Consider the following 19,498-nt stretch of genomic DNA (forward strand, 5'->3'; position numbering starts at 1 on the left):
AGTACATAAAAGGTAAATAGAGAACTGAGATCAAGAGAATTTCCCCTCCTTCGCTTTGAAAAACTATGGAAACGATCCAGCGAAAAAAAAGAGAGAAAGAAACCGTAACCGATCCGGCGAAGAAGTATCACATCATCTCCAAGTTTCTGGTGAAAACGGACATCGCCGCGCAGACAAAAGGCTCCGTAATACAGATCGTAAAAATTCTACAAGTGTCCAAGGACGCTACGAAAATTCTGATCCAAACCCAGACCCCGAACGCGTTTCCTCTGAACAGCCACGTTACCCTCACCAAACTTCTCGCCAAATACGTGGAATTGGACTGCGAGGTTCTGGATGAAAAACCGGGCAATCAGCTTGTTCTCGCGGTTTCCGATATTTCGATCGCGAGCAAGGAACGAAGCCTCAATCGTATCTCTCCTCAGGAAGGAATGGTCTGGATTACCAATATCCGTACGAGCAAAACCACGATCGACGCGAATCTGTTCAACATTCCCACTTCGGTGAAGGTGAATTTCGCGGATTACGAAACGAAACTGAAATCCAAATACGACCTTCTCAAAATAGACGTATTCCAAACGATCGGAGACAAATTCGATCTCGTCAAAAAAACGAGAAAGATCCTCTTTATTCCAAACACGCAGAAGGAGGAAAGTTATGCGCCCTTTGACAAGGACGGCTTCATCGACTACGCATCGGAAATCGGGGACTCGGACGACATCCGCAAAAAAATCATAGAATATGCCAATCAAAAAATCAAATCGGAACTCATCGTTCCCGTAATCTACCTCAACCACGAAGAACAAGCCATTCCGATCGGTTACGTGCACGCGCAAAACAGAACAAGGGAAATAGACATCCTTGAAGTGATGGAGATAAAAACGCTCACCTTCGAAATGGTGGACCGAATTCGGGAATCGAACACGGTCCTCGTTAAGGAACGGTTTCCGATCGTGAACATTTCCACCGGCGGACTCAAGGTTAAAATCAACCACCCGGATCTCAACCACGACCTGACCAAACGCGCCGGTTTTACTTTCGATATTTTCTTTAAAATGCAGGCTCCCCTTACCGCATTCGGAGTCATCCGTTCGGTTACGAAAGACAGCGAAGGGAATCTTTACGTCGGACTTTCGATCGAGGGCAATTCCTCCCGTCCGGGAGAAAGGAAAAAATACATAGATAACGTCAACCGTCTTTTGGCCGAAGCAAACCAGGGACCGGTGTAAACCGAATCAGCGCCCACGAACACCGTCGCATAAAACGATTTCAAAATCCAAAATATTTAATTTTTCTAATATTCAGGATTTTGCACATCCACGAACAGAACGTTTCCGTCAGAAAGACGTTTGCTATAAGTCACGAGAAGGATTCCGTAGCTTATGTCGTAGTACGGATTGCTTATGATCCATTCGGAACGAGTGTCCTTCATGGATTTGTAAAACTGTTCCAGAAAATACGGTCTCCAACTCCAGTTTCGCCCGATAAAGGAAAAATCCGTGTCCGCGGAAATTTCTCCGATCCTCATGTAATTGGGAGAAACCTGACTACCGATCTGGCTCGTCACGTAGATGCGGAAGACGAAATCGCTCAATACTCCCGGGTTTTCGATTCGAACACCGTAACGATCTCCCTCCTCCGGAAAAACCGAAATCCCGGAAAGATCCAACTTCTCCTCCATCTCCTTTTCGCGTTTGATCTGCTTCATCAACTGATATCGTTTGTAGTTGAAAAAGAGTTCGTGTAACGTGGAGAAGCGGAGTTTCAATTCCTCCTGACCGATCATATCCGGCAAGGCTTCCGAAAAATAAAAACCCTGCAAAAATCGCGCGCCGTACGTTAAGGATTGAAAGAGTTCGGTTTCGTTTTCTATTCCTTCGAATAGAAGGGAACAGCCCAGAGATTCGGAAAGCCTGGATATGGTGAATAGGATCTCCTGAAAATTTCTCGAAGTAACGGAATGACGCAACATCTGAAGATCCACTTTCAGAATATCAGGATGAAAAATTCCGATCCGATCCAAATTGGAGGAACGCGAACCGAGGTCGTCGATCGCGACTAAAAATCCCTCTTCTTTGTATTTGGAAATCAAAGGACGAAGACTTTCTATACTTCCGTCGAAATGTTCCTCGACGATTTCGATCACGATCTTGGAAGGATCCAGACCGAGCTCCTGTACGAGCCGAATCGTATACGGATCCTTTTCCTCTTCTTCGATATGATCGCGCATATAAGCGGGAGATATATTCAAAAAGAGTTTCGCATCCGGAAACGAATTCTGCTTGTTCAAAAGATGAAGGATGGCTTTCCGACGAAGGGTCCGGTCGATCTCTCGTTTGAAAAAATAAATTTCCCTACGTTCGTTCGGATCCAATACTCCTGTTTCTGCGTCCAAGAAAAAAGGACCGAGACTGTATACATTTCCGGATTGATCCCTAAACCTTCCCAACGTTTCATAACCGTAAATGGAATCCCGTTCGACGGATAAAATGGGTTGGAAAAAAGGGATGATTTCTCCCGTCTGGAACCAACGGTTCCATTCTTCCTTGGTCTTAGGAAACGTGCCGGAAGGCGTAAACATTCAGTTACAGATTTTTTCTCCGTCTCATTCCTACAAGGAAATTACGCGCCTTCGAAAAAAACGAATCCGCTTCGACTTCCGTTCGTTCGGAAAACCCCGCCTAGGAACTCTGTCATTTTGAAACACATTTTGTATTTCGGTTTCGGCATTCTGCTGATTTTGTTCGGGGTCATTTCCGCGTATTCGTTGCGTTGGATGGCGGATGACGCGTTCATCAGTCTGCGTTATGCGAAAAACCTCGCGGACGGACTCGGTTTGGTTTTTAACGAAGGGGAATTCGTAGAAGGTTATACCAATTTTTTATGGACGATTCTTTTATCGTTGGTTCATCGTTTCGAACAAATCGACCCGATGAACGCGTGTTATGTACTGGGAATATGCTCGTTTGCGGGAACCTGTTTTTATCTTTTGATTTTTACGGCGCGAAAAAACGGCGACAAACTTCTTTTTCCGGTTTCCCTTTTTTGTTACGTCTCGATCCACCACGTACGGGTTTTCGCGACGAGCGGTTTGGAAACCTCTTTGCACGGGTTCCTTTTCGTCGCCGCCTCGTATCATTTGTTAAACGGTGCATCGACCTTCGCGAATCCATTCGGCACAAAAACTTCGAACTCTTCCGAAGAGGGTAAAACCGATCCGAATCCTAAATTTCCTTTCGAATCCTCCTGGATTTTCGGAATTTTTTTGTCTTCCTTAAGCGCGTTGAACCGCCCGGACGGAATCCTCTTTCACGGATTGGCCGCGTTGTCCGTACTTTTTAGGATCGATTTTTTCTCCAAAAAAGGTTTTTCCTCCGCGGTTTTGGAGAAAAGATTTCTCTTTTTCTTCGTCTCCGCTTCACTTCCTATTGCGTTCTATATTTGGAAATTAGAATATTATGGAAATCTACTACCCAACACGTTTTACGCGAAGTCGGGAGGAACTTCCTATCTTTCCCAGGGAATCGTATATCTGCGTCTTTTTTTCACGATGTATTACGGGTTGATTCCCGTTTTCGCGGCCGCTTTTTTTTTCGGAATCCGTGCGGCGGTCTATTTCCGGCACGACGCGGCCAAAACGGTTTTACGTTCGGATTGGATTCTTCTATTTTTATTTCCCGTTTCGTATTTCGGTTATTATACCTGGATCGGCGGGGACTTTATGTTCGCCCGATTTTATCTTCCCGTCCTACCCTTGTTTCTTCTCTGGGTCGAATCGAATCTACTCGTTTCGATCCGAGGAAATTCCTCCGATTTCCGATCGGCAAAGACCCACATCGCCTTGGTCCTGATTCCGTTTTTTTTGTTGATGCGTTGGGACGTATACAAGGGAACCGAATATCCCGTAGTAAACGAAATCGCGGACGAAAATCAGATCTATAAACGCGAAACTTTGGAACGGGTAAAGACGGTCGTTTCTCCCTGGAAAAAACATTTCGAAACTTCCAAGGTGCGTGTGGCGTTCGCCGGTTCGGAATGTTTTTTGATCTATTATCTCAATCCGATTCTGGCGATCGAAACGGAAGCCGGTTTGACCGATCCCTTCATCGCCAGAATGGAAGGGCAAATCGCGGGCAGGATCGGCCACGGAAAATCCGTCCCTTTGGAATACCTAAAAAGCAGAAACGTACAACTACTTCTCTATTCCCACGGGCTTCCCGAAAAAAAGGAATACGACGAATTCAAGACCGGATCTTTTTCCGCTCCTTGGAGAATCCTCTCCTATTCTCCCGAAACCATGCGCGAACTCGGAAAGATCGAAGAATTCTCCTTCGTAAACTTCGAAACCTTTTTGGACGAATACAAAGAGGATTTTAAAAAATTAGAGCCGGAATCCAGAAAAAAAAGATACGTAGAGTTCGAGGAATATTACTTTCGAAACGCGAAGGATAAAAATAGACGGGAATGGTACGAGAAGAATCTTTGATCTTCCTTTTTTGTCGGCTCGCTCCCTGTTTCAGAAACTTGATTGCTAAAATGCAGTAGAACGAATAGCCTGCATATTATCCCTTTGCGGTCGGATTCTTACTTTAACGAAATGAGTCGGTATCTCAATTTAAGAACATTTCCTCTTTTGATTCTCGTTTCGGTTCTGACACCGATCTTTTTTTTCGATCCCTCCAACCCGGCGCTTTCCAGGGATTCATCGGTATTCACTTTTTTCATCTGGGCCTGTTGTATCGCAATCAACCGATTCCGAAAACGATCGACGATCCATCCTTTGTTTTTGCTCGCCTGTCTTTTACTGATCGGCCTTTCCACCATCAACGGAATCAACCGCGCGCCGGTCGTTTATTTCCCGCAAAAAGTGAATCTAAAGTTGATGTATGTGGCGTCTTTGGCGTTCGCTATTTTTCTATTTTTCAAAAACGTTCCTCCGATTTTCCTGTTTATCCATTCGATCGCGTTCGCTTGTTCTCCTCCTTTGTTTTCAAGCATCAAATCGATTCCACTTCTACTTTTCGTATTGGCTTCTCTTCCGTATCTCGTAAGGAAGCGGTTTCGGTGGAACCTACTCCACACATGGATCGCCGCTTTTTTAGCGGTGGTTTGTATTTCTTCGATACTTTCCTACAAGTCTCCGTCCGCCTGGATGCAGTCTTGTTTACTTTTGTCCGCCGTAACGATTTTCTTTTTGCTTTCCAGCTTTCCGGCAAAAGCGTTCAAAAAATATATGCTGTTGATTTTGTCGTTCGACCTCCTTTTGAACGTGATCAACCTTTTGTCCGCGGTTCACACCCTGATTCCTTTCGATCCGTTTCATCCTCCGATTCTACTAACCTACGCCGGGTTTCCCGTTTCCTCGATCGCGGTGATATCTTCTTTTACCGCGTTGACGTCCTTATATACGGGTCTTCAATACAGACGATACGCTTGGATCCTCTTTCCGGGCGGTGCGGGCGCGGCGTATCTCGTATTTTTCAATCAATCCAGAGCGAGTATGCTCGCTTTGGGAATCGGATTTGTCGTTTTATTTTTGGCCGCCCGTAGAAGAACGTTTACGATTCGAATCGCCGCTACAGGAACTTTCCTAATTCTGTCGGCTGCTGTGTTGGGATATCTGATTCTACCGAAAGAAGAACTCGCAAAATATTTTGATCCAAACACGTTGTACATCCGGTTTTCACTTTGGACGTTTCACTTTCAATCCGTGGCGCATAACGCGCCTTTTTTTGGACTCGGACCCGATGCGGATTCTTTGCTCGCGCATCTTCCCGGAGTGAGTCCAAACCGGATCGGCTACAGGGATTTTTACGATTTTTTACATTCGTTTCGATCGTATCCTCAAGCGCATAATTTATACTTGGAAACGTTTACCAGTCTAGGTTTTTCCGGTTTTTTTCTTTTTCTCTGTATCGCCTTATATCTCGCCAAAATCTCCTTCGTCATGGTCTTTTCCAGAAACCGGACGACGTTTGAATCAGCAGGCTTGGTTTTCGCGACTCTGGCTTTTACGGCCGTTCACGAGTTTTTCGATTTTAATTCCGGAGAACAACACTTCCTGATTCCTGCGACGATCGCCCTTTCTCTCGTCGATATGCGATCCGTCCGTAAAATCGTGTCATTTAAACTGGAAAGATATTACATTTCCTTTATCTACGTTTTGTTCGCCGGAGCGATCGGTTTTTTGTCGTTCCAGTTGATCTGGGAACAAAGACTCAGAAATCTCATGTTGATTTCCACACAAGGAGAGATCGAACTCGATAATTTCCTCGTCTACAAAGAAATCACTAAGAAATCGCATTCGAAAAAACGCGAATACCCGATAGCCGAAATTTTAAACGACAAGGTCTGGATTCGCTCCGAGGACAATCTCGTACTCGCTGCGTTCCTTTTGAAAAAAAGACCCGATCTGATTCCGGAGGCCGCAACGTTTTTGGATCGTTGTGTTCGCGAGAATCCGTATTCTTCGGTTTGTTGGAAGGAACGTTCCGAACTTTTCGTCGATAAAAAATTTCAAAAAGAAAAAGAAGCCGACCGCAAACGGGCCGAAACTACGGACCCGTTTCATATCATCGTCAGGGAATAAACCTATGCCCAACAAAATCCTACGTTACACGATTTATCTGATCGTCTTCTTTTTTTTAGCCTTCAACCGATGGCAATTGGACCGTTTTGTCCCGTTCGTATCCAGCGATTCCGAAATCAAATATTACCAAACCATGGACTTTGCGGAAAAGGGATTTTCCGCCATTTCTTCATCCGAATGCTTCTACCCCGGTAAACGATACGATCCAGACTTCCGCAATTTTCCGTTCGATTATCCCTGGGCGTTCTTAAAAAAAAACGGAGATAAGGCCTGTTCGTTTCAATATCCTCCCGTATTCGCTTTGTTATTCGGAATTCCCGGATACGTTTTCGGAAAGGCGATCGTCACGTTTCTTCCCTTGTTTTGTATGTTGGGTTGTATGTTTTTGTTCGATTCCCTTTTATCGAAATTCGTTTTAAAACCCTGGACGATTCTTGCGGGAACGATCGTTCCGTTTTGTCTCAGCTTTCCGGTATTATCCGCGGAGGAATTTTCCGAAGTTCCTTTGAACAATCTATTACTTTTCGGATTCGCTTATTCCGTTACGCTTACTCTGTTTCGAAACATCGTTACCGTAAAAACTCAAGATCCGGAAAAACATTCGTATTTTAGAATATTATCGTTTGCTTCCGGTGTGTTCGCGGTGACCGCTTTTTTTCTTAGGACTGAATCCGCTTTTCCAGTTTTTTTATTCGGATTCATTTCGTTTTTTAACGCGGATTCCAGAAGGAATTTGCCGGGTTATCTACTTTTCTCCGGATCGGGAGCGGCGGCCGCGTTTTGTGTAATCGGAACTTTGAATTTTTTTCATTCCGGACATCCTATGGGAATCCGGTTTCTGATCAGTTCGGGAGACGCGGTGAGTCAGTTCTCCCTGGCAAAACAGATCGGTATATTCAGCGGATATTTTTTGGGAGACGCCACCAAAACCGGCTTTCTGAAAGCGGCTCCCTATTCCGTTTTGATCCTGGGAATTTTTTACCAACTGTTCCGAAAACGCAGCCTAACCGCGGCTTCACTCTTCGGCTTTGTAGGTTTCGGAACGTTATGCGCCATCTCTTTTTTGAGTCCGTATACGGCGGGAGTTCATCATTTCGGTCTCCGTTATTTGGAATCCGGATTTCTTTTTTTATCGATCGGAATTTTCATCCTTATGTCGGAGCTCGCGCGAAATTCGCGAAAACCCGGAGCGACGGCCCTCTTCCTTTTGGTCGTATTGAGTCTGTATTTTAACTATAAGTTCGTACGGGAAGGATTCAAGATATTGTTCGCGTCCGTCGATGCCTATCGAGAAATTCAAAACGAATTTCAAAAACGTAAAATCGTAGTACACAAAGGGCAATTCACCAATTATCTGATCGGTTATTCCTATTTGAATTCCGTACATCTTTCGGTCATTTCCGATAAGGAAATGGAAGACTTGGAAAGGCGATTCGTTGAAAACGGGGTAACGTCGTATTCCACTCTCGAATACGATCTCGAACCTGCGAGAGATCCGAACCTTCCCGAAAAACAATACAAAGAAAAGATCGCGATCCGAATTTCCGATCCGAAACGTTTTTCCGAAAAAACCGAGGAACGGAAAATACTCGCGTTTACACTCAAAAGTTTCCGACTCTTGTCCCGATAACTTCGAACGAATTATCCCGCACGATAACTCCGGTCGCAACGGTCTCGAACACTTCCGACCGAAGCAACGGGCCGGAAAGCTCAAACTCACTTTCCAGGGACCTATCTCCGCGTTGTATTACCCGTGTCTGATTACCCGTCTCTGCGGACGAACGGCACCTTCGACGAGCGGTCCTTCCGATTTCGGTTAACGCACGTTTTAAGGGTCCGGAATTACGTCCGTTTCAAAAGATGGGCGGTGATCGTTTGTCCTATGAGATTCAGGATCTGAACGCTCAAAAAACTGATCATCAGAATTTCCTTTTCCAGATCCAGTACTTGAAACGAGTTTCTCCACCAGCGAAACAGAATAAAACAGAAAAGAAGGATCACAAAGAGAATCATTCTCGCGGAATACCAAAACAACAGATCCTCGGACAAATGATTGAGTTTGGAATAGAGCGTCAGCTCAGGCGTTTTACGCGCGGCCAAAAACAAACCGATGGCCCAAATCGTCTGCCCCAAAGTGGCCACGAGCAAGGATACGGTCATAGAATGGATTCCGAAGATATGAAACGGTCCGACGGTTACGATTCCGGTCGAATATCCTAGAATCGTCACCGACCAACCCAATGCGAACAACGTCCAACCGCTATAGTAAAAAAGCTGCTGGGAATGGATCAATATCTGCAATAGATGACGCATTCCGTCACGCCAGGTTCGCAAATGAGGAACTCGTCCTTCCACGTCCGGATGTAAACTTACCGGAACGTGGGACAACTTCACTCCGCTTCTGAGAGCCTTTACGAGCATCTCCGACGCGAATTCCATCCCCGTACTTTCGATCTCCCATTCGAGATATCTGCTTTTCAAAAAACAGCGGAACCCGGAATTGGAATCCAGGACACGATTGCCTTTTTTTGAATATAATAAATTAATAATCCAATTGATGACCGGGGTACCTAGATATCTGTGCAAAAACGGCATCGCACCTTTTTGGATGTTTCCGCTCAATCGCGAACCGATCACAAACTCCGCTCCCTTTTCCATCTCCGCCAAAAGGGACGGCGATTCTAAAAAATCGTAGGTATTATCCGCGTCCGCAAAAATCACGATTTCGCCTTTTGCGTTCGTGATTCCGAAATTCAAGGCGGCTCCGTAACCGCGTTCCTTACAGTGAACCACCCGGGCTCCGAATTTTTTCGCGATGGATACGGACGCGTCTTCGCTCCCGTTGTCGGAAACGAGTATTTCCACTTCGTATCGTTTTAATTCTTTTTTCAAACGTACGAGTTTTTCGAGCACCAAAGGAAGGGTCCGTTCCTCGTTGAGACAGGGGATTACATAGGTTACGCTTTTTTTCTTCATTCTATTCAGATTCCGGAATTTACTTTTTACGGATCAACACAACCCGCATTCCGTAAAACAATCGATCCTCTCGGTCGAATCTGTTTTGCGGAAACGACGCCTTCAATTCGTCCGAATCCAAATGTTTCCAGGACGTTTCGAGAATCACGAGTTTTCTCCGTTTCGAATCGGAGACAAAACGATCCGCTTCCTCTTTGGAATAAATTCCGGGAGCGATCGTAACGATCCCGGCGGTTTTTAAAAAATACTCCAAGTTATACGAATGTGAGGAACAATAAACCGTATATTCGGAAGGGGTTTCACGGATCGTGGAAATAATAAATTGAGAACTTTCCCTCCATTGTTCCTTGAAGGGTTTGTAGTAGTGTCGAGAATAATAATACAACGAAACGAGGGAAATTCCGATCAACAACGTTTTCAAACGATTTCCGCGATATACGCTAAAACGCGAGAACGCGGTGACCACCAAAAAGTAGATCGCCGGTGCCGCCACAAGAAGATTTCGGTCCGTAAGAATGGGTTGTTTGATCGATAGAACCCCGATCACGACCGCAAAAACGAGGAATACTACGGAGATGAGCCGAATCGATTTTTTATGGGAAAACTCCAACTCTTCGAAACCGTTTTTCTCCTTTCCTTTTCCGTAATATTGTGTCGCGAATCCCACGACCAAAGCAGCGGACGCGAGTAATCCCGGAACGAACTTATTCAGAAATCCGGAATGAAAGATACGATCGAAGAACACGATAAAGACGATGATTCCCGCCTCCGGAATCCAGGACGCGGTTTTCATCTTATCCGAACTGAAGAGCATATAAACGGCCGGTAGAAAAGAAACCGCCAACACGGTTCCGCAAAGAAATTCCCTCTTCGGAAATTTTTTTTCTGCGATCCATTCGGTAAGAAACAACCCCAAAAACGTCGAAGCGGCCCAAAGAAATCCGAAGAAGTGCGTATAAGAAGCGAGTAACGCGACGGCCGTCAACTTCCAAAGCAGGAAGGAACGTTCCGATTCATCCCTCGCATAAACGATACGCAACGTAAACGCAAAAAGAATCGTACAAAAAAGGACGAGCAAACTGTACGAACGGAGTTCCTGAGAATAATAGATCAGTCCCGGAGAAAAACTCAAAAGCGCGGCCGTAACGATACGAATCCGGTCCGGTAACTCTTTCGGCGTGAAATACAAGAACACAATCGGTACGAACATTCCCGCGATCGCACTGAACAACCTTCCCCAAAAAACCGTGGCTCCGAAAAGCTGAAACCAAAAATACAAAAGGGTTTGGTATAAAGGCGGATGCGGATCGTTCTTCATCCAATCCCAAAGTTTTTCCAGAGAAGTTTCCGAAGACGCTCGTATGGAAAAAAGTTCGTCTTCCCAGGGACTTTGCAGATCCAATCGAAAAAGACGGACAAAAATTCCGAGCGCCAAAACGAACCCGATCAGAAGTAAGTCCTGGTGTTTGGAAAAAAAGGATTTTATCCGGGACATCGGTTTACCAAATCCCCATGATTCTTCTGTAAAGGTCCGTTTCCAAAATTCCTTTCGGATCGTATTTTTTTTTGAGCGAGTGAAACGTATCCCAATTCTTTTTCGGAAAGGCGCGTTCTGCGATCTCGGGCCGCAAGGTGCTGTCCTTCGCGAAATAAAACTTACCGCCGTATTTCAGAACGATCTCGTCCAATTCTCCCGCGAGTTCCCAGAGCTTTTTTTTATTGCGGGATGTCATCGGAAAATCCATCGCCATCGAATAACCGTCGAGAGAATGGGTCAGCAAAAAAGGATCCGGTCTGTGTTTCTTAAATACGGCGAGCCAGGTCACGATTCCTCGTTTTTGACAGATCCTCAGAATTTCGGAGAATCCTTCCACTGCGTTCTCTTTGGGAAGAAAACTCTGATACTGGATCATCGCGCCGGGTTTGTACATAAATTTCCAATTGGGAACGTAGTCCAAAAGAAACGCGTATTCGGCGTGCCCTTGTAGATAGGGTTTGTTGTCCGTTAAAAATCCGGAGATATATTTGGCGAAGTTGACTAGCCTCATTCCCAACTTATTAGAAAACGGAAGCATGAAGATCCACATCCATGCCTTCGGTATGACTCCCAAAAACGTGCTCGGTAAATTCTGTTTTTCTAATGTAGTATTGGAGGGGAAATCGGGATCTTCCCCTTTTTTTAGATGATTCGCTTTGTGGATTTGTCCCCTTCCCAAAGAGGAACCGCTCGCAAACGCGTCCACCCATCCCACGAGGTAATCGGAATTCTTATACTCTCGTTCGAAGTAGTCGTACATTTCCTGCAGATTTTTGGAAACCACGGGCCATACCCGCATCTTCCCCGCATAAATCTGTTTGAGTTGGATCGTTACCGTAAGAAACGCTCCGAGCATTCCGAAACCGGAAATCGCTCCGTAAAAGAGATCCTGATTTTTTTTGCGGTTGCAGGTAAGAATCTTACCTTCCGCGGTCAAAAAGGTGAATTCCAAAATATGGTCGCCGATCGGCCCCACCGCAAAATTGTTCTTTCCGTGGATGTTCATGGAAAGAGCTCCGCCTAACGTGGGATACATGGTTCCGCTTACCACGGGAGGCCAAAATCCTTTTTGAACGCCGAATTCCCAGAGTTGTTTGATCGTAACTCCAGACTCCGCCTTGAGAATTCCCTTTTGGGAATCGAACTCCAGGATCCGATTGAATTTCGAAATATCCACGACCGCACCTTGTGTGTTGGTGGCCGCGTCCCCGTAGCTGCATCCTCCGCCTCGAAAGGTGAGTTTGAGTTTGTGTCGATTCGCGTAGGAAAAAATTTCCTGGAATTCCTCCTGCGTTTCCGGAAACAAAACGGGGGAAAGGGAAAAATGGTTCATCCCCCAGGCTTCCACCTTACTCGGAGCGGGAAGTCGTAGTTCCGCGGAAGCGGAGTTCGGTTGGGAGGATGCGCGTGAACGTGCGGTCGTCTTCTTTCGGGAGGCGGAGGAAGAAGTCGTTCCCGCTTTCTTTTTGGAAACTGCCTTTTTTGCGGTCGATGCGGTTTTCGTTTTGTTGGCCATGTTTGTTTTCCCTTACGATCGTTCGGATCGAATTAAATGGAAAGACGTTTGAAGATAAAAGAAGGAATCCAACGGATGATCAAACCCACGAGTCCCCAACGAGCGGGCACGTAAACGTTTTCCTTTCCGGCGGCGGCCGCCTTGAGGATCGCGGTCGCGGCTTCCTTTGCGGAGATGAGCCAAAAAAGTCCTTTCAACCCTTGTGTCATCGCCGTATCGATGAACCCGGGTTTTACGGTGAGAACCTGAATTCCCAAAACTCCGAGACGATTGCGGAGCGCTTCGAGATACGTGTTCATTCCCGCTTTGGAAGTATTGTAAACGGGGTTTCCCCTTCTTCCTCGATCTCCTGCGATGGAGGAAATTCCTACGATCGTTCCTCTTTTTTGAGTTTGAAAATACGAAGCAGCCGGATTGAGCCAAGCAACACAACCGAGAAGGTTGGTATTGAGCATCGAGATATCCTTTTCGGTGTCGAATTCGTCCGGCTTCGTCTCGTACATAATTCCGGAAGCGTAATAAATTGCATCGAGTCCTTTCATGGACTTTACCGCCTTTTGAAACGCGGCTTCGGCTTGATCGAAATCGGTGACGTCGTGTTTGATCACGAACGCATTCGTCTTAAACGGAGCGGCGATATTTTTGAGCTCCTTATCCCTGCGAGCCACGAGCGTGACCGTGTTTCCTTGTTCGAGGAGAAGAAGCGCCAATTCCTTTCCCACTCCGCTGGAAGCGCCTACGACGATGATTTTTTTTGCCATATTATTCCGTTTTACGGGAAGAAACGGAACTGACAAGTATGATTTGGACGGATTCCCTTACCAGGAAAAGTTTGGAAATCTTCTTTGAAATTCCTCCGAAGGAATCCAAACTTCCGAATTCGGTTCCTTGATTTCCGAAGGAGTCCAATTCCGTTTGTAGTCCATGTCCGGATGTCCCGGAAGAAAATAGCCCAGATGAAAGTATTTCATCCCGGATTCCCTTGCGTATAAAATGGAACGCAAAATGGCGAAACTTCCGAGACTACGTTTGACTTCTTCGGGATCGTATACCGAATACACCGCGGACAAGGAATCCGAGGCGCGGTCCAAAATCATAAATCCTAAAAGTTTGGATCCGAGTCTGACCGTTAGTTCCAAGGAATTTTCGGGGGACTCGAAAAGATTCCAGCGCATTCCCTGTAAAAGTTCCGGATCCGATTCGTGTCGAACAAAACTTTCATACCGTATCCTTTGATACTTCAGATAAAGAATTTCCTTTTCTTCGGAAAGTTGCGGCGCGGACCAACTCAGTTCCAGATCCTCGTTTCGTTTTAACAAACGTCTTTTGTTCGAACTCGTTTGGAACCGTTCCAAGGGAATCCGATAACTCAGACAATCCGTACACGTTTGGCAACTGGTTCGATACAGGATATTCCCCGTTCTTCTAAATCCGGAATCGAAAAAGAACTGAAGCGCCTCCTTCAAAATTTCTCCTTGGAACGGAAGATATTGGATCCTGCTCGGACGATCCGGATAATACGAACAACTCCTTTCTGGACTTACGGGTAGGGATTCCACGAGTTCCTGCAATTTATTTCGGATCATTCCGTTAAGTGGGAAGGATCGATGCGAGTACGTAAAGTTTTTTAGGGAAAACTCGACGAAAGACGGGGATGTTTTCAGTATGGCAGGAAATTCGAAAAAGAATTTTATAAAAAGAATTCAGGAAATCATGCGCGGTATTTTTCTCAATTTCGAACTCAAAAAACGGGGACTTCGTTTCGCTTTATTTTTCACTTTGCTCAGTCTGGTTTCCTTCTTTGCGGGAAACGCCTTATTCCAATTCCTCTGTTTGTCGTTCGGAGTCGCTTCGTTTGTGTTCACTCTTTTGTTTCCAGAGGAATTTTATTCCCTCACGAATTGGGGTTTGGAATTCGTACTTAGGATTTTCAGCGGAATCGCAAAGGGGGCCTTGCTCTTGTGTTATCTCCTTCTTTGGAAACCGATCCGTTTTTTTGCCAACCTCTTTGTAAGGAAACAGGATCCTTGATCCGAATTTTTTGCGACGGCGCTTCCAAAGGAAATCCGGGGCCCGCATCGATCGGAGTGATCGGTTTTATCCAGGACCGGGAAGAGTTTACGATTTCGGAACGGATCGGAGAAACCACGAACAACGTAGCGGAATGGACCGCACTTCAAAAAGGTTTGGAGGAATGCAAACGACGCGGTTATGACACGGTGCACGCGTTTTTGGATTCGGAGCTCGTGGTCAAACAGGTTGTCGGAAAATACAAGGTAAAACAACCGCATCTTTTGGAATTCAAAAAGGAAGTGGACAAGTTGATTTCCACCTTGGAGAGTTTCCAGATCACCCATGTTCCCCGTGAAAAAAATAAACGCGCCGATCAACTGGCCAACGAAGCCTTTCGTTAGATTTTTGATTCTTTCTTTCTTCGGAACGGAGTTTGTTTCCGTTTCAAAACGAGGTTCGGCTTCCCGTTTTTGGAATTTCCGCGTTTCGGGTTCTCGCGTTTCGGCTTCCCATTTCCGCTCGTCCGAAAATTCGTATCCGCGTTTCCCGAGGTTTTCGGTTTGGTTGACTTTGTTCGTTTTACTCACAAACGGATGCGGTACCTCCCTCAAAGACAAACTGAACCAACTTCAAAAAAAAGAACGTTACGAGGAAATGCTCCTCCTTTGTCTCTCCGAACCGAACGTGCAAACGACGGAAGAAATCAAACTTCTCTGCCGAACCGCAACGGAAAAAACCGCGGTCGCGATCGACAAAATTCTTTCCGAAAAAACGGAACTTCCGTTCAGCCGAATCAGCGTAGATCCGGAATGGAAACAAAGAATAGAAACCATCCTCCAAAACGATCCCGAGCTCAAACTCAGATACGGGAATCTCTGGAAAACGATGATTCAAAATGACTGAACGAAACGCAGGCGCATGGATTGAAAACATCCCGGAGCCGTTTCGAGAAGAAATCGGAATCATCACGGAAACGATCACAAAACACGGAGGAGAATGTTACGTCGTCGGAGGAGCCGTACGCGATCTTGTCCTCGGCAAAACTCCCGACGAATTCGACCTGACCACTTCCCTTCTTCCGGAAACGATCCTAGGACTTTTTAAACGAACCGTTCCCACGGGGATCAAACACGGAACCGTGACGGTTCTTTTTCAGGATCGCGCCTACGAGGTGACGACGTTCCGCAAAGACGCGGACTATCTGGACGGAAGAAGACCCGAAACCGTGGAATTCGGAGTTTCCCTGAGTGAGGACCTCAAACGAAGGGACTTTACGATGAACGCGTTGGCCCTCGATTTAAAAACGAAAAAACTCACGGACGAACACGGCGGTCTCGAGGATATAGAACGGAAACTCATCCGCACCATCGGAGATCCCATCGGAAGATTTACGGAAGACGGACTGAGGCCGATCCGAGGAATCCGTTTCGTAAGTTCTTTGGGATTTACGTTGGAATCGAAAACCGAAGCAGCCATTCGTATCTGTAAAAACGTAACGGCGAAAGTTTCCAAAGAGAGAGTTCACGACGAACTCAATAAAATCCTAAAGTGTCCGGATCCGAGCCCTTCTTTACTTCTTTTTCGAGACTTCGAAATTCTGGAGTTGTTCACGGAACTTCCGCCGAACGTGAATCCGGACCAAACAATTCTGTCGAGGATCCGGGAAATTCCGACGAGCCCTCTCGGTTTGCGATTGTCGTTTTTGCACGAATGGTTGTTCGGAATGTTCGCGGTAAACGAAACTTCCAAACGATTTTTCAAAGATCTACGATATTCGAATCAAAACACAAAGGACGCTTTGTTTTTTTCGGGTATGTTGGATTCCGTTCGAGAAAAACTACGTTCCCCCACCGTAGTAACGGACGCCGAAATTCGACGTTTGATTTTACATCCGATTTGTATGCACGCCGGGCGGGAGAATTTGGGTCGTCTAGCTGCCCACGTATTCCTGCTCGTATCAAAACGGTTTCCGGAAATCGGTTCCCACATTTCCTCGGAGCGTCTACAAGAACTTTCCTCTCGTCCCGATGCGCTCCTCGTAACGGAACTCGCCGTTCGTGGAGAGGACATCCTACGAAATTTTCCTTCTCTTCCCTCCAAAGAAATCGGAAGGATTTTACAGACGTTGTTACGACTGGTTCTGGAACACCCGGAACAAAACCGAAAAGAAATCCTTCTCTCGTTGGTTTCCGTCGGAAGTTTTGGACCGGATATCCCCGGGATCACGGAAACTTCCTAACAAACCGACGCTGCTTAGGATTTCTGCCGGATCCTCCCCGGGAGAAACACGTGTAAAAGCACCTCGTTTGTCCCTCGCACTGAATTTCCTCGGACCTGTCCGAGAGTCCTCTCGGTCAGCCCGCTCGGTCGGGAAACACAGGGACCAAACAAGGGGACAAGAATGATTTTTGCCCATTTTTAAAGCAACTTCTCCAATTAAAGGCAATTTTCATCCTTCGACCTCATTTTATAAGCACCCTGAATCCCTGTATTACGTCAAATTCGCCTATTTTTTAAGTAAATTTCAGAATTTAGGCATTGGCATACATCTTGCATAAGATGGGCATAGGAGATTTAGGAGAATGATGAGAGTAAAAATAGCAAGCCTCGTCGCTTCTGTTCTCTGTCTCGTGAGCGCTTCGCAAACCTTTGCCCAGGCTGCGAAAAAGACCACGACAGAAGCGACAGCAGCGCCCGCGCCGGCTCCGAAGGCAGCCGAGCCTGAAGACAAGAAATGGTATGATCAGGTCGAATTTTCCGGGTTCGTAGACGTGTATTACATGTACAACCTCAACCCCCTGCAAGGAAACGACATCGATACCACTCGTGCGTTCGAAACCAACAACAAGAACTTTGCGGTGAACGCCGCCGCGCTGACGATCCAGAAAGCCGCGGAAAAAAGTTCACCTTGGGGATTTCGTGTGGATTTCCAAAACGGACAAAACAACGCGTTTCAGGAAGCTCCTTATGCGCAGTTTAACGGAATCTACAACTACAACTTGTTAAAACAAGCCTACGTAAGTTTGTATTTTCCCGTCTTGAAAGGGATGACATTGGACGTCGGTAAAATGGCGACTCATATCGGATACGAGTTGATCGAATCGATGAACAATCCGAACTATTCGATTGGGGCCATATTCCAAAATACGATCCCCTTTATTCACACCGGTGCTCGCTTGACTACGCAGTTTACCGATAAATGGGCGGGAACCCTTTATCTCTACAACAGCGGAGCCGGTACCGGTTACGTAAATCCATCCACTTCCTACGACGGATCCGATCCTGCCAATCCCCAGATTGTGGGCGGTTTGAACAACAGCCCCGCGGGTAAAAATTACTTCGTGGAAGGCGCGACCGAACGAAAAGCGATCGGAACGCAGATCAAAGGCCAGATCATCGAAGATAAATTATCCGTAACCTGGAACACCTTGTATTCCAGCGATTTAGCTTCGGCTCGTGTCGATCCCACCAAGGCCGCGCTTGCGACCGAACTCGGAGTCACCGATTACAACGCGGAAGCCAGACGCGCGAAATACAACAAGGACTATTGGTTCATGAACCACGCCATCGTGTCCATCAGCCCGACCGACAGAATCACCATCGACCTCGATTACACTTGGAGTGAAAAGAGCGGAGGTTTGGCCAACGGAGGTTTGGATCAAAGACGATACAACGTGGACACGGACGGCAACGAGCAGTTCAACTTCACTACCTTGGCTTCCGGGATGAACAACAAACGCGACGTAAAATCCACCTATAAGGCGTACGGGATCTGGGCTAAGTTCAAGCTGACCGAATCCTGGGGAATCAACGTTCGTGCGGAATACATCGACGACAAACACAACAACGGAGCTCTTACTACCTTCAACCCGTTTATGGGACCGAACCAATATTTGGGAAGTTACAAAAAAGCGGAAGACGAAGCGAAAGCCCAATTCCTTTTGGACGCTCTGAACACCGACGCGAACATCGCGGCTTTGGGTTTGACGACCGCACAAGTAAAGGAAGCGTTTATCGACAAGGATAACTACAAGGACTACAGCGGAACCGCGAACTACGGTCAGTACAAGACCTTTACCGTTACTCCTGTGTGGAACTTCACCGAAAACCTTCTGATCAAATTGGATCTTCGTCGTGACTGGGCTGCGGGTAAACAATTCGTGGACCAAAGCGGACAAAAACAAGACCACCAATACGGTGCTACGTTAGGGGTCGTTGCGAAGTTCTAAGAACCTCGTTCGACATCGCAAAATAAAAAAAGGCGCTCTTGCACAGGGAGCGCCTTTTTTAGACAAAGAGAAAAACCATGAAACCAAACGACCTAATTTCGGAAAAAAGAAACGGAGAAACCAAAGTCGTCGTTCCCACCTACTCCCCGTTCGGTGCTTCCCTCAAATCAGAATCCTCGTTGGATACAAAGTATGGAGAAGCGACAAACCCTTCTTCCGAACACAGACTGACCGAACAACAACGTTTGTATATCTCCGAATACTATCTCGTCCTCCGATAAACCGATAAACCGATAAACCGATAAACCGATAAACCGATAAACCGATAAAAACAAAGAACGGAGTATTTTCCGTTTTTCACGCAAACTTTTTTTGTATTCCGCTCTTTTCTTAAAACGAAAAAAGAACGTAGGTTCGAATCCGATCGGATCTTTGTTTACTCAGAAAGTTTACTTCCGTTCCAACGAAAAAATCATCTTCGGAAAGAATCGAATTCCCGTTGTGCGAAATCCGTGCTCGCTCCTTTCTTAGGTTTGCGAGCGGAAAAAAAACAAAAGTCCTGCCTTCGCTCGCAGATCGGGTATCGACGATTTCCCCCGCGAACACCTGGCGGCCCCGGTTCGGACCGCCTATTTCGG

The 19,498-nt window shown here is 46.3% G+C and carries 16 protein-coding genes; 10 read left to right on the forward strand and 6 right to left on the reverse strand.

The features are described from left to right. Positions 1 to 65 precede the first annotated feature (65 nt). Complete coding sequence (locus tag EHQ17_RS06075; RefSeq protein WP_135590401.1) at positions 66 to 1,229, forward strand: DUF1577 domain-containing protein; 1,164 nt, start codon at positions 66 to 68, stop codon at positions 1,227 to 1,229. 65 nt (positions 1,230 to 1,294) lie between these two features. Here the strand turns inward: EHQ17_RS06075 and EHQ17_RS06080 are convergent, their stop codons facing one another. After that, positions 1,295 to 2,581 (reverse strand): EAL domain-containing protein, encoded by a 1,287-nt coding sequence (locus tag EHQ17_RS06080; RefSeq protein ID WP_135590400.1) that lies wholly within the window; start codon positions 2,579 to 2,581, stop codon positions 1,295 to 1,297. Between the two features lie 117 nt (positions 2,582 to 2,698). On the opposite strand from EHQ17_RS06080, the gene EHQ17_RS06085 reads away from it, so the two are divergent. The 3 genes from EHQ17_RS06085 (at position 2,699) to EHQ17_RS06095 (ending at position 8,219) form a co-directional block, all read left to right on the forward strand. Beyond that, positions 2,699 to 4,486 (forward strand): hypothetical protein, encoded by a 1,788-nt coding sequence (locus EHQ17_RS06085; protein ID WP_135590399.1) that lies wholly within the window; start codon positions 2,699 to 2,701, stop codon positions 4,484 to 4,486. A 111-nt stretch (positions 4,487 to 4,597) separates the two neighbouring features. Further along, complete coding sequence (locus EHQ17_RS06090) at positions 4,598 to 6,589, forward strand: O-antigen ligase family protein (protein WP_135590398.1); 1,992 nt, start codon at positions 4,598 to 4,600, stop codon at positions 6,587 to 6,589. A gap of 4 nt (positions 6,590 to 6,593) precedes the next feature. Beyond that, positions 6,594 to 8,219 (forward strand): LA_3751/LA_3752 family putative glycosyltransferase, encoded by a 1,626-nt coding sequence (locus EHQ17_RS06095; RefSeq protein ID WP_135590397.1) that lies wholly within the window; start codon positions 6,594 to 6,596, stop codon positions 8,217 to 8,219. Positions 8,220 to 8,431: 212 nt separating this feature from the next. Here the strand turns inward: EHQ17_RS06095 and EHQ17_RS06100 are convergent, their stop codons facing one another. From EHQ17_RS06100 to EHQ17_RS06120, 5 genes are read right to left on the reverse strand one after another with little or no spacing between them, the layout of a single operon-like run. After that, positions 8,432 to 9,565, reverse strand: a complete 1,134-nt coding sequence (locus EHQ17_RS06100) for a glycosyltransferase family 2 protein (protein WP_135590396.1) — start codon at positions 9,563 to 9,565, stop codon at positions 8,432 to 8,434. Between the two features lie 19 nt (positions 9,566 to 9,584). Continuing rightward, positions 9,585 to 11,060 carry a glycosyltransferase family 39 protein gene (locus EHQ17_RS06105; protein ID WP_135590395.1) on the reverse strand — a complete coding sequence of 492 codons (1,476 nt, stop codon included), beginning with the start codon at positions 11,058 to 11,060 and terminating at the stop codon, positions 9,585 to 9,587. Positions 11,061 to 11,064: 4 nt separating this feature from the next. Next, positions 11,065 to 12,618, reverse strand: a complete 1,554-nt coding sequence (locus tag EHQ17_RS06110; RefSeq protein WP_135736157.1) for an FAD-binding oxidoreductase — start codon at positions 12,616 to 12,618, stop codon at positions 11,065 to 11,067. Positions 12,619 to 12,650: 32 nt separating this feature from the next. Further along, complete coding sequence (locus tag EHQ17_RS06115) at positions 12,651 to 13,379, reverse strand: SDR family NAD(P)-dependent oxidoreductase (protein ID WP_135590821.1); 729 nt, start codon at positions 13,377 to 13,379, stop codon at positions 12,651 to 12,653. A gap of 57 nt (positions 13,380 to 13,436) precedes the next feature. Next, the gene (locus EHQ17_RS06120; RefSeq protein ID WP_135590820.1) at positions 13,437 to 14,204 is read right to left on the reverse strand and encodes an arginyltransferase; all 768 of its coding nucleotides are present in this window, start codon (positions 14,202 to 14,204) and stop codon (positions 13,437 to 13,439) included. Positions 14,205 to 14,331: 127 nt separating this feature from the next. On the opposite strand from EHQ17_RS06120, the gene EHQ17_RS06125 reads away from it, so the two are divergent. From EHQ17_RS06125 to EHQ17_RS06150, 6 genes are all read left to right on the forward strand, one after another. Beyond that, on the forward strand, positions 14,332 to 14,649 hold the full coding sequence (locus EHQ17_RS06125) for a hypothetical protein (RefSeq protein WP_135590826.1): 318 nt from the start codon (positions 14,332 to 14,334) through the stop codon (positions 14,647 to 14,649). Further along, positions 14,646 to 15,032, forward strand: a complete 387-nt coding sequence (locus tag EHQ17_RS06130; protein ID WP_135590819.1) for a ribonuclease HI family protein — start codon at positions 14,646 to 14,648, stop codon at positions 15,030 to 15,032. The genes EHQ17_RS06125 and EHQ17_RS06130 overlap by 4 nt, the downstream gene beginning before the upstream one ends. A gap of 163 nt (positions 15,033 to 15,195) precedes the next feature. Beyond that, positions 15,196 to 15,534, forward strand: coding sequence for a hypothetical protein (locus EHQ17_RS06135; protein WP_135590818.1), 339 nt, complete (start codon positions 15,196 to 15,198; stop codon positions 15,532 to 15,534). Continuing rightward, positions 15,527 to 16,870, forward strand: coding sequence for a CCA tRNA nucleotidyltransferase (locus tag EHQ17_RS06140; RefSeq protein ID WP_135590817.1), 1,344 nt, complete (start codon positions 15,527 to 15,529; stop codon positions 16,868 to 16,870). Before EHQ17_RS06135 ends, EHQ17_RS06140 begins: the two co-directional genes overlap by 8 nt. Positions 16,871 to 17,216: 346 nt before the next feature. Then, the gene (locus EHQ17_RS06145) at positions 17,217 to 18,860 is read left to right on the forward strand and encodes an outer membrane beta-barrel protein (protein ID WP_210412880.1); all 1,644 of its coding nucleotides are present in this window, start codon (positions 17,217 to 17,219) and stop codon (positions 18,858 to 18,860) included. A gap of 77 nt (positions 18,861 to 18,937) precedes the next feature. Then, a complete protein-coding gene (locus EHQ17_RS06150) occupies positions 18,938 to 19,141 on the forward strand; it encodes a hypothetical protein (RefSeq protein WP_135590815.1) in 204 nt (67 codons plus the stop codon). Positions 19,142 to 19,498: the final 357 nt, after the last annotated feature.

The organism is Leptospira gomenensis (assembly GCF_004770155.1).
Taxonomy (GTDB): Bacteria; Spirochaetota; Leptospiria; order Leptospirales; family Leptospiraceae; genus Leptospira; species Leptospira gomenensis.

Coding starts and splice junctions, on each gene's coding strand:
- EHQ17_RS06075 (WP_135590401.1), top strand. CDS start 66: ATGGAAACGATCCAGCGAAAAAAAAGAGAGAAAGAAACCGTAACCGAT.
- EHQ17_RS06080 (WP_135590400.1), bottom strand. CDS start 2,581: ATGTTTACGCCTTCCGGCACGTTTCCTAAGACCAAGGAAGAATGGAAC.
- EHQ17_RS06090 (WP_135590398.1), top strand. CDS start 4,598: ATGAGTCGGTATCTCAATTTAAGAACATTTCCTCTTTTGATTCTCGTT.
- EHQ17_RS06095 (WP_135590397.1), top strand. CDS start 6,594: ATGCCCAACAAAATCCTACGTTACACGATTTATCTGATCGTCTTCTTT.
- EHQ17_RS06100 (WP_135590396.1), bottom strand. CDS start 9,565: ATGAAGAAAAAAAGCGTAACCTATGTAATCCCCTGTCTCAACGAGGAA.
- EHQ17_RS06105 (WP_135590395.1), bottom strand. CDS start 11,060: ATGTCCCGGATAAAATCCTTTTTTTCCAAACACCAGGACTTACTTCTG.
- EHQ17_RS06110 (WP_135736157.1), bottom strand. CDS start 12,618: ATGGCCAACAAAACGAAAACCGCATCGACCGCAAAAAAGGCAGTTTCC.
- EHQ17_RS06115 (WP_135590821.1), bottom strand. CDS start 13,379: ATGGCAAAAAAAATCATCGTCGTAGGCGCTTCCAGCGGAGTGGGAAAG.
- EHQ17_RS06120 (WP_135590820.1), bottom strand. CDS start 14,204: ATGATCCGAAATAAATTGCAGGAACTCGTGGAATCCCTACCCGTAAGT.
- EHQ17_RS06125 (WP_135590826.1), top strand. CDS start 14,332: ATGCGCGGTATTTTTCTCAATTTCGAACTCAAAAAACGGGGACTTCGT.
- EHQ17_RS06140 (WP_135590817.1), top strand. CDS start 15,527: ATGACTGAACGAAACGCAGGCGCATGGATTGAAAACATCCCGGAGCCG.
- EHQ17_RS06145 (WP_210412880.1), top strand. CDS start 17,217: ATGAGAGTAAAAATAGCAAGCCTCGTCGCTTCTGTTCTCTGTCTCGTG.
- EHQ17_RS06150 (WP_135590815.1), top strand. CDS start 18,938: ATGAAACCAAACGACCTAATTTCGGAAAAAAGAAACGGAGAAACCAAA.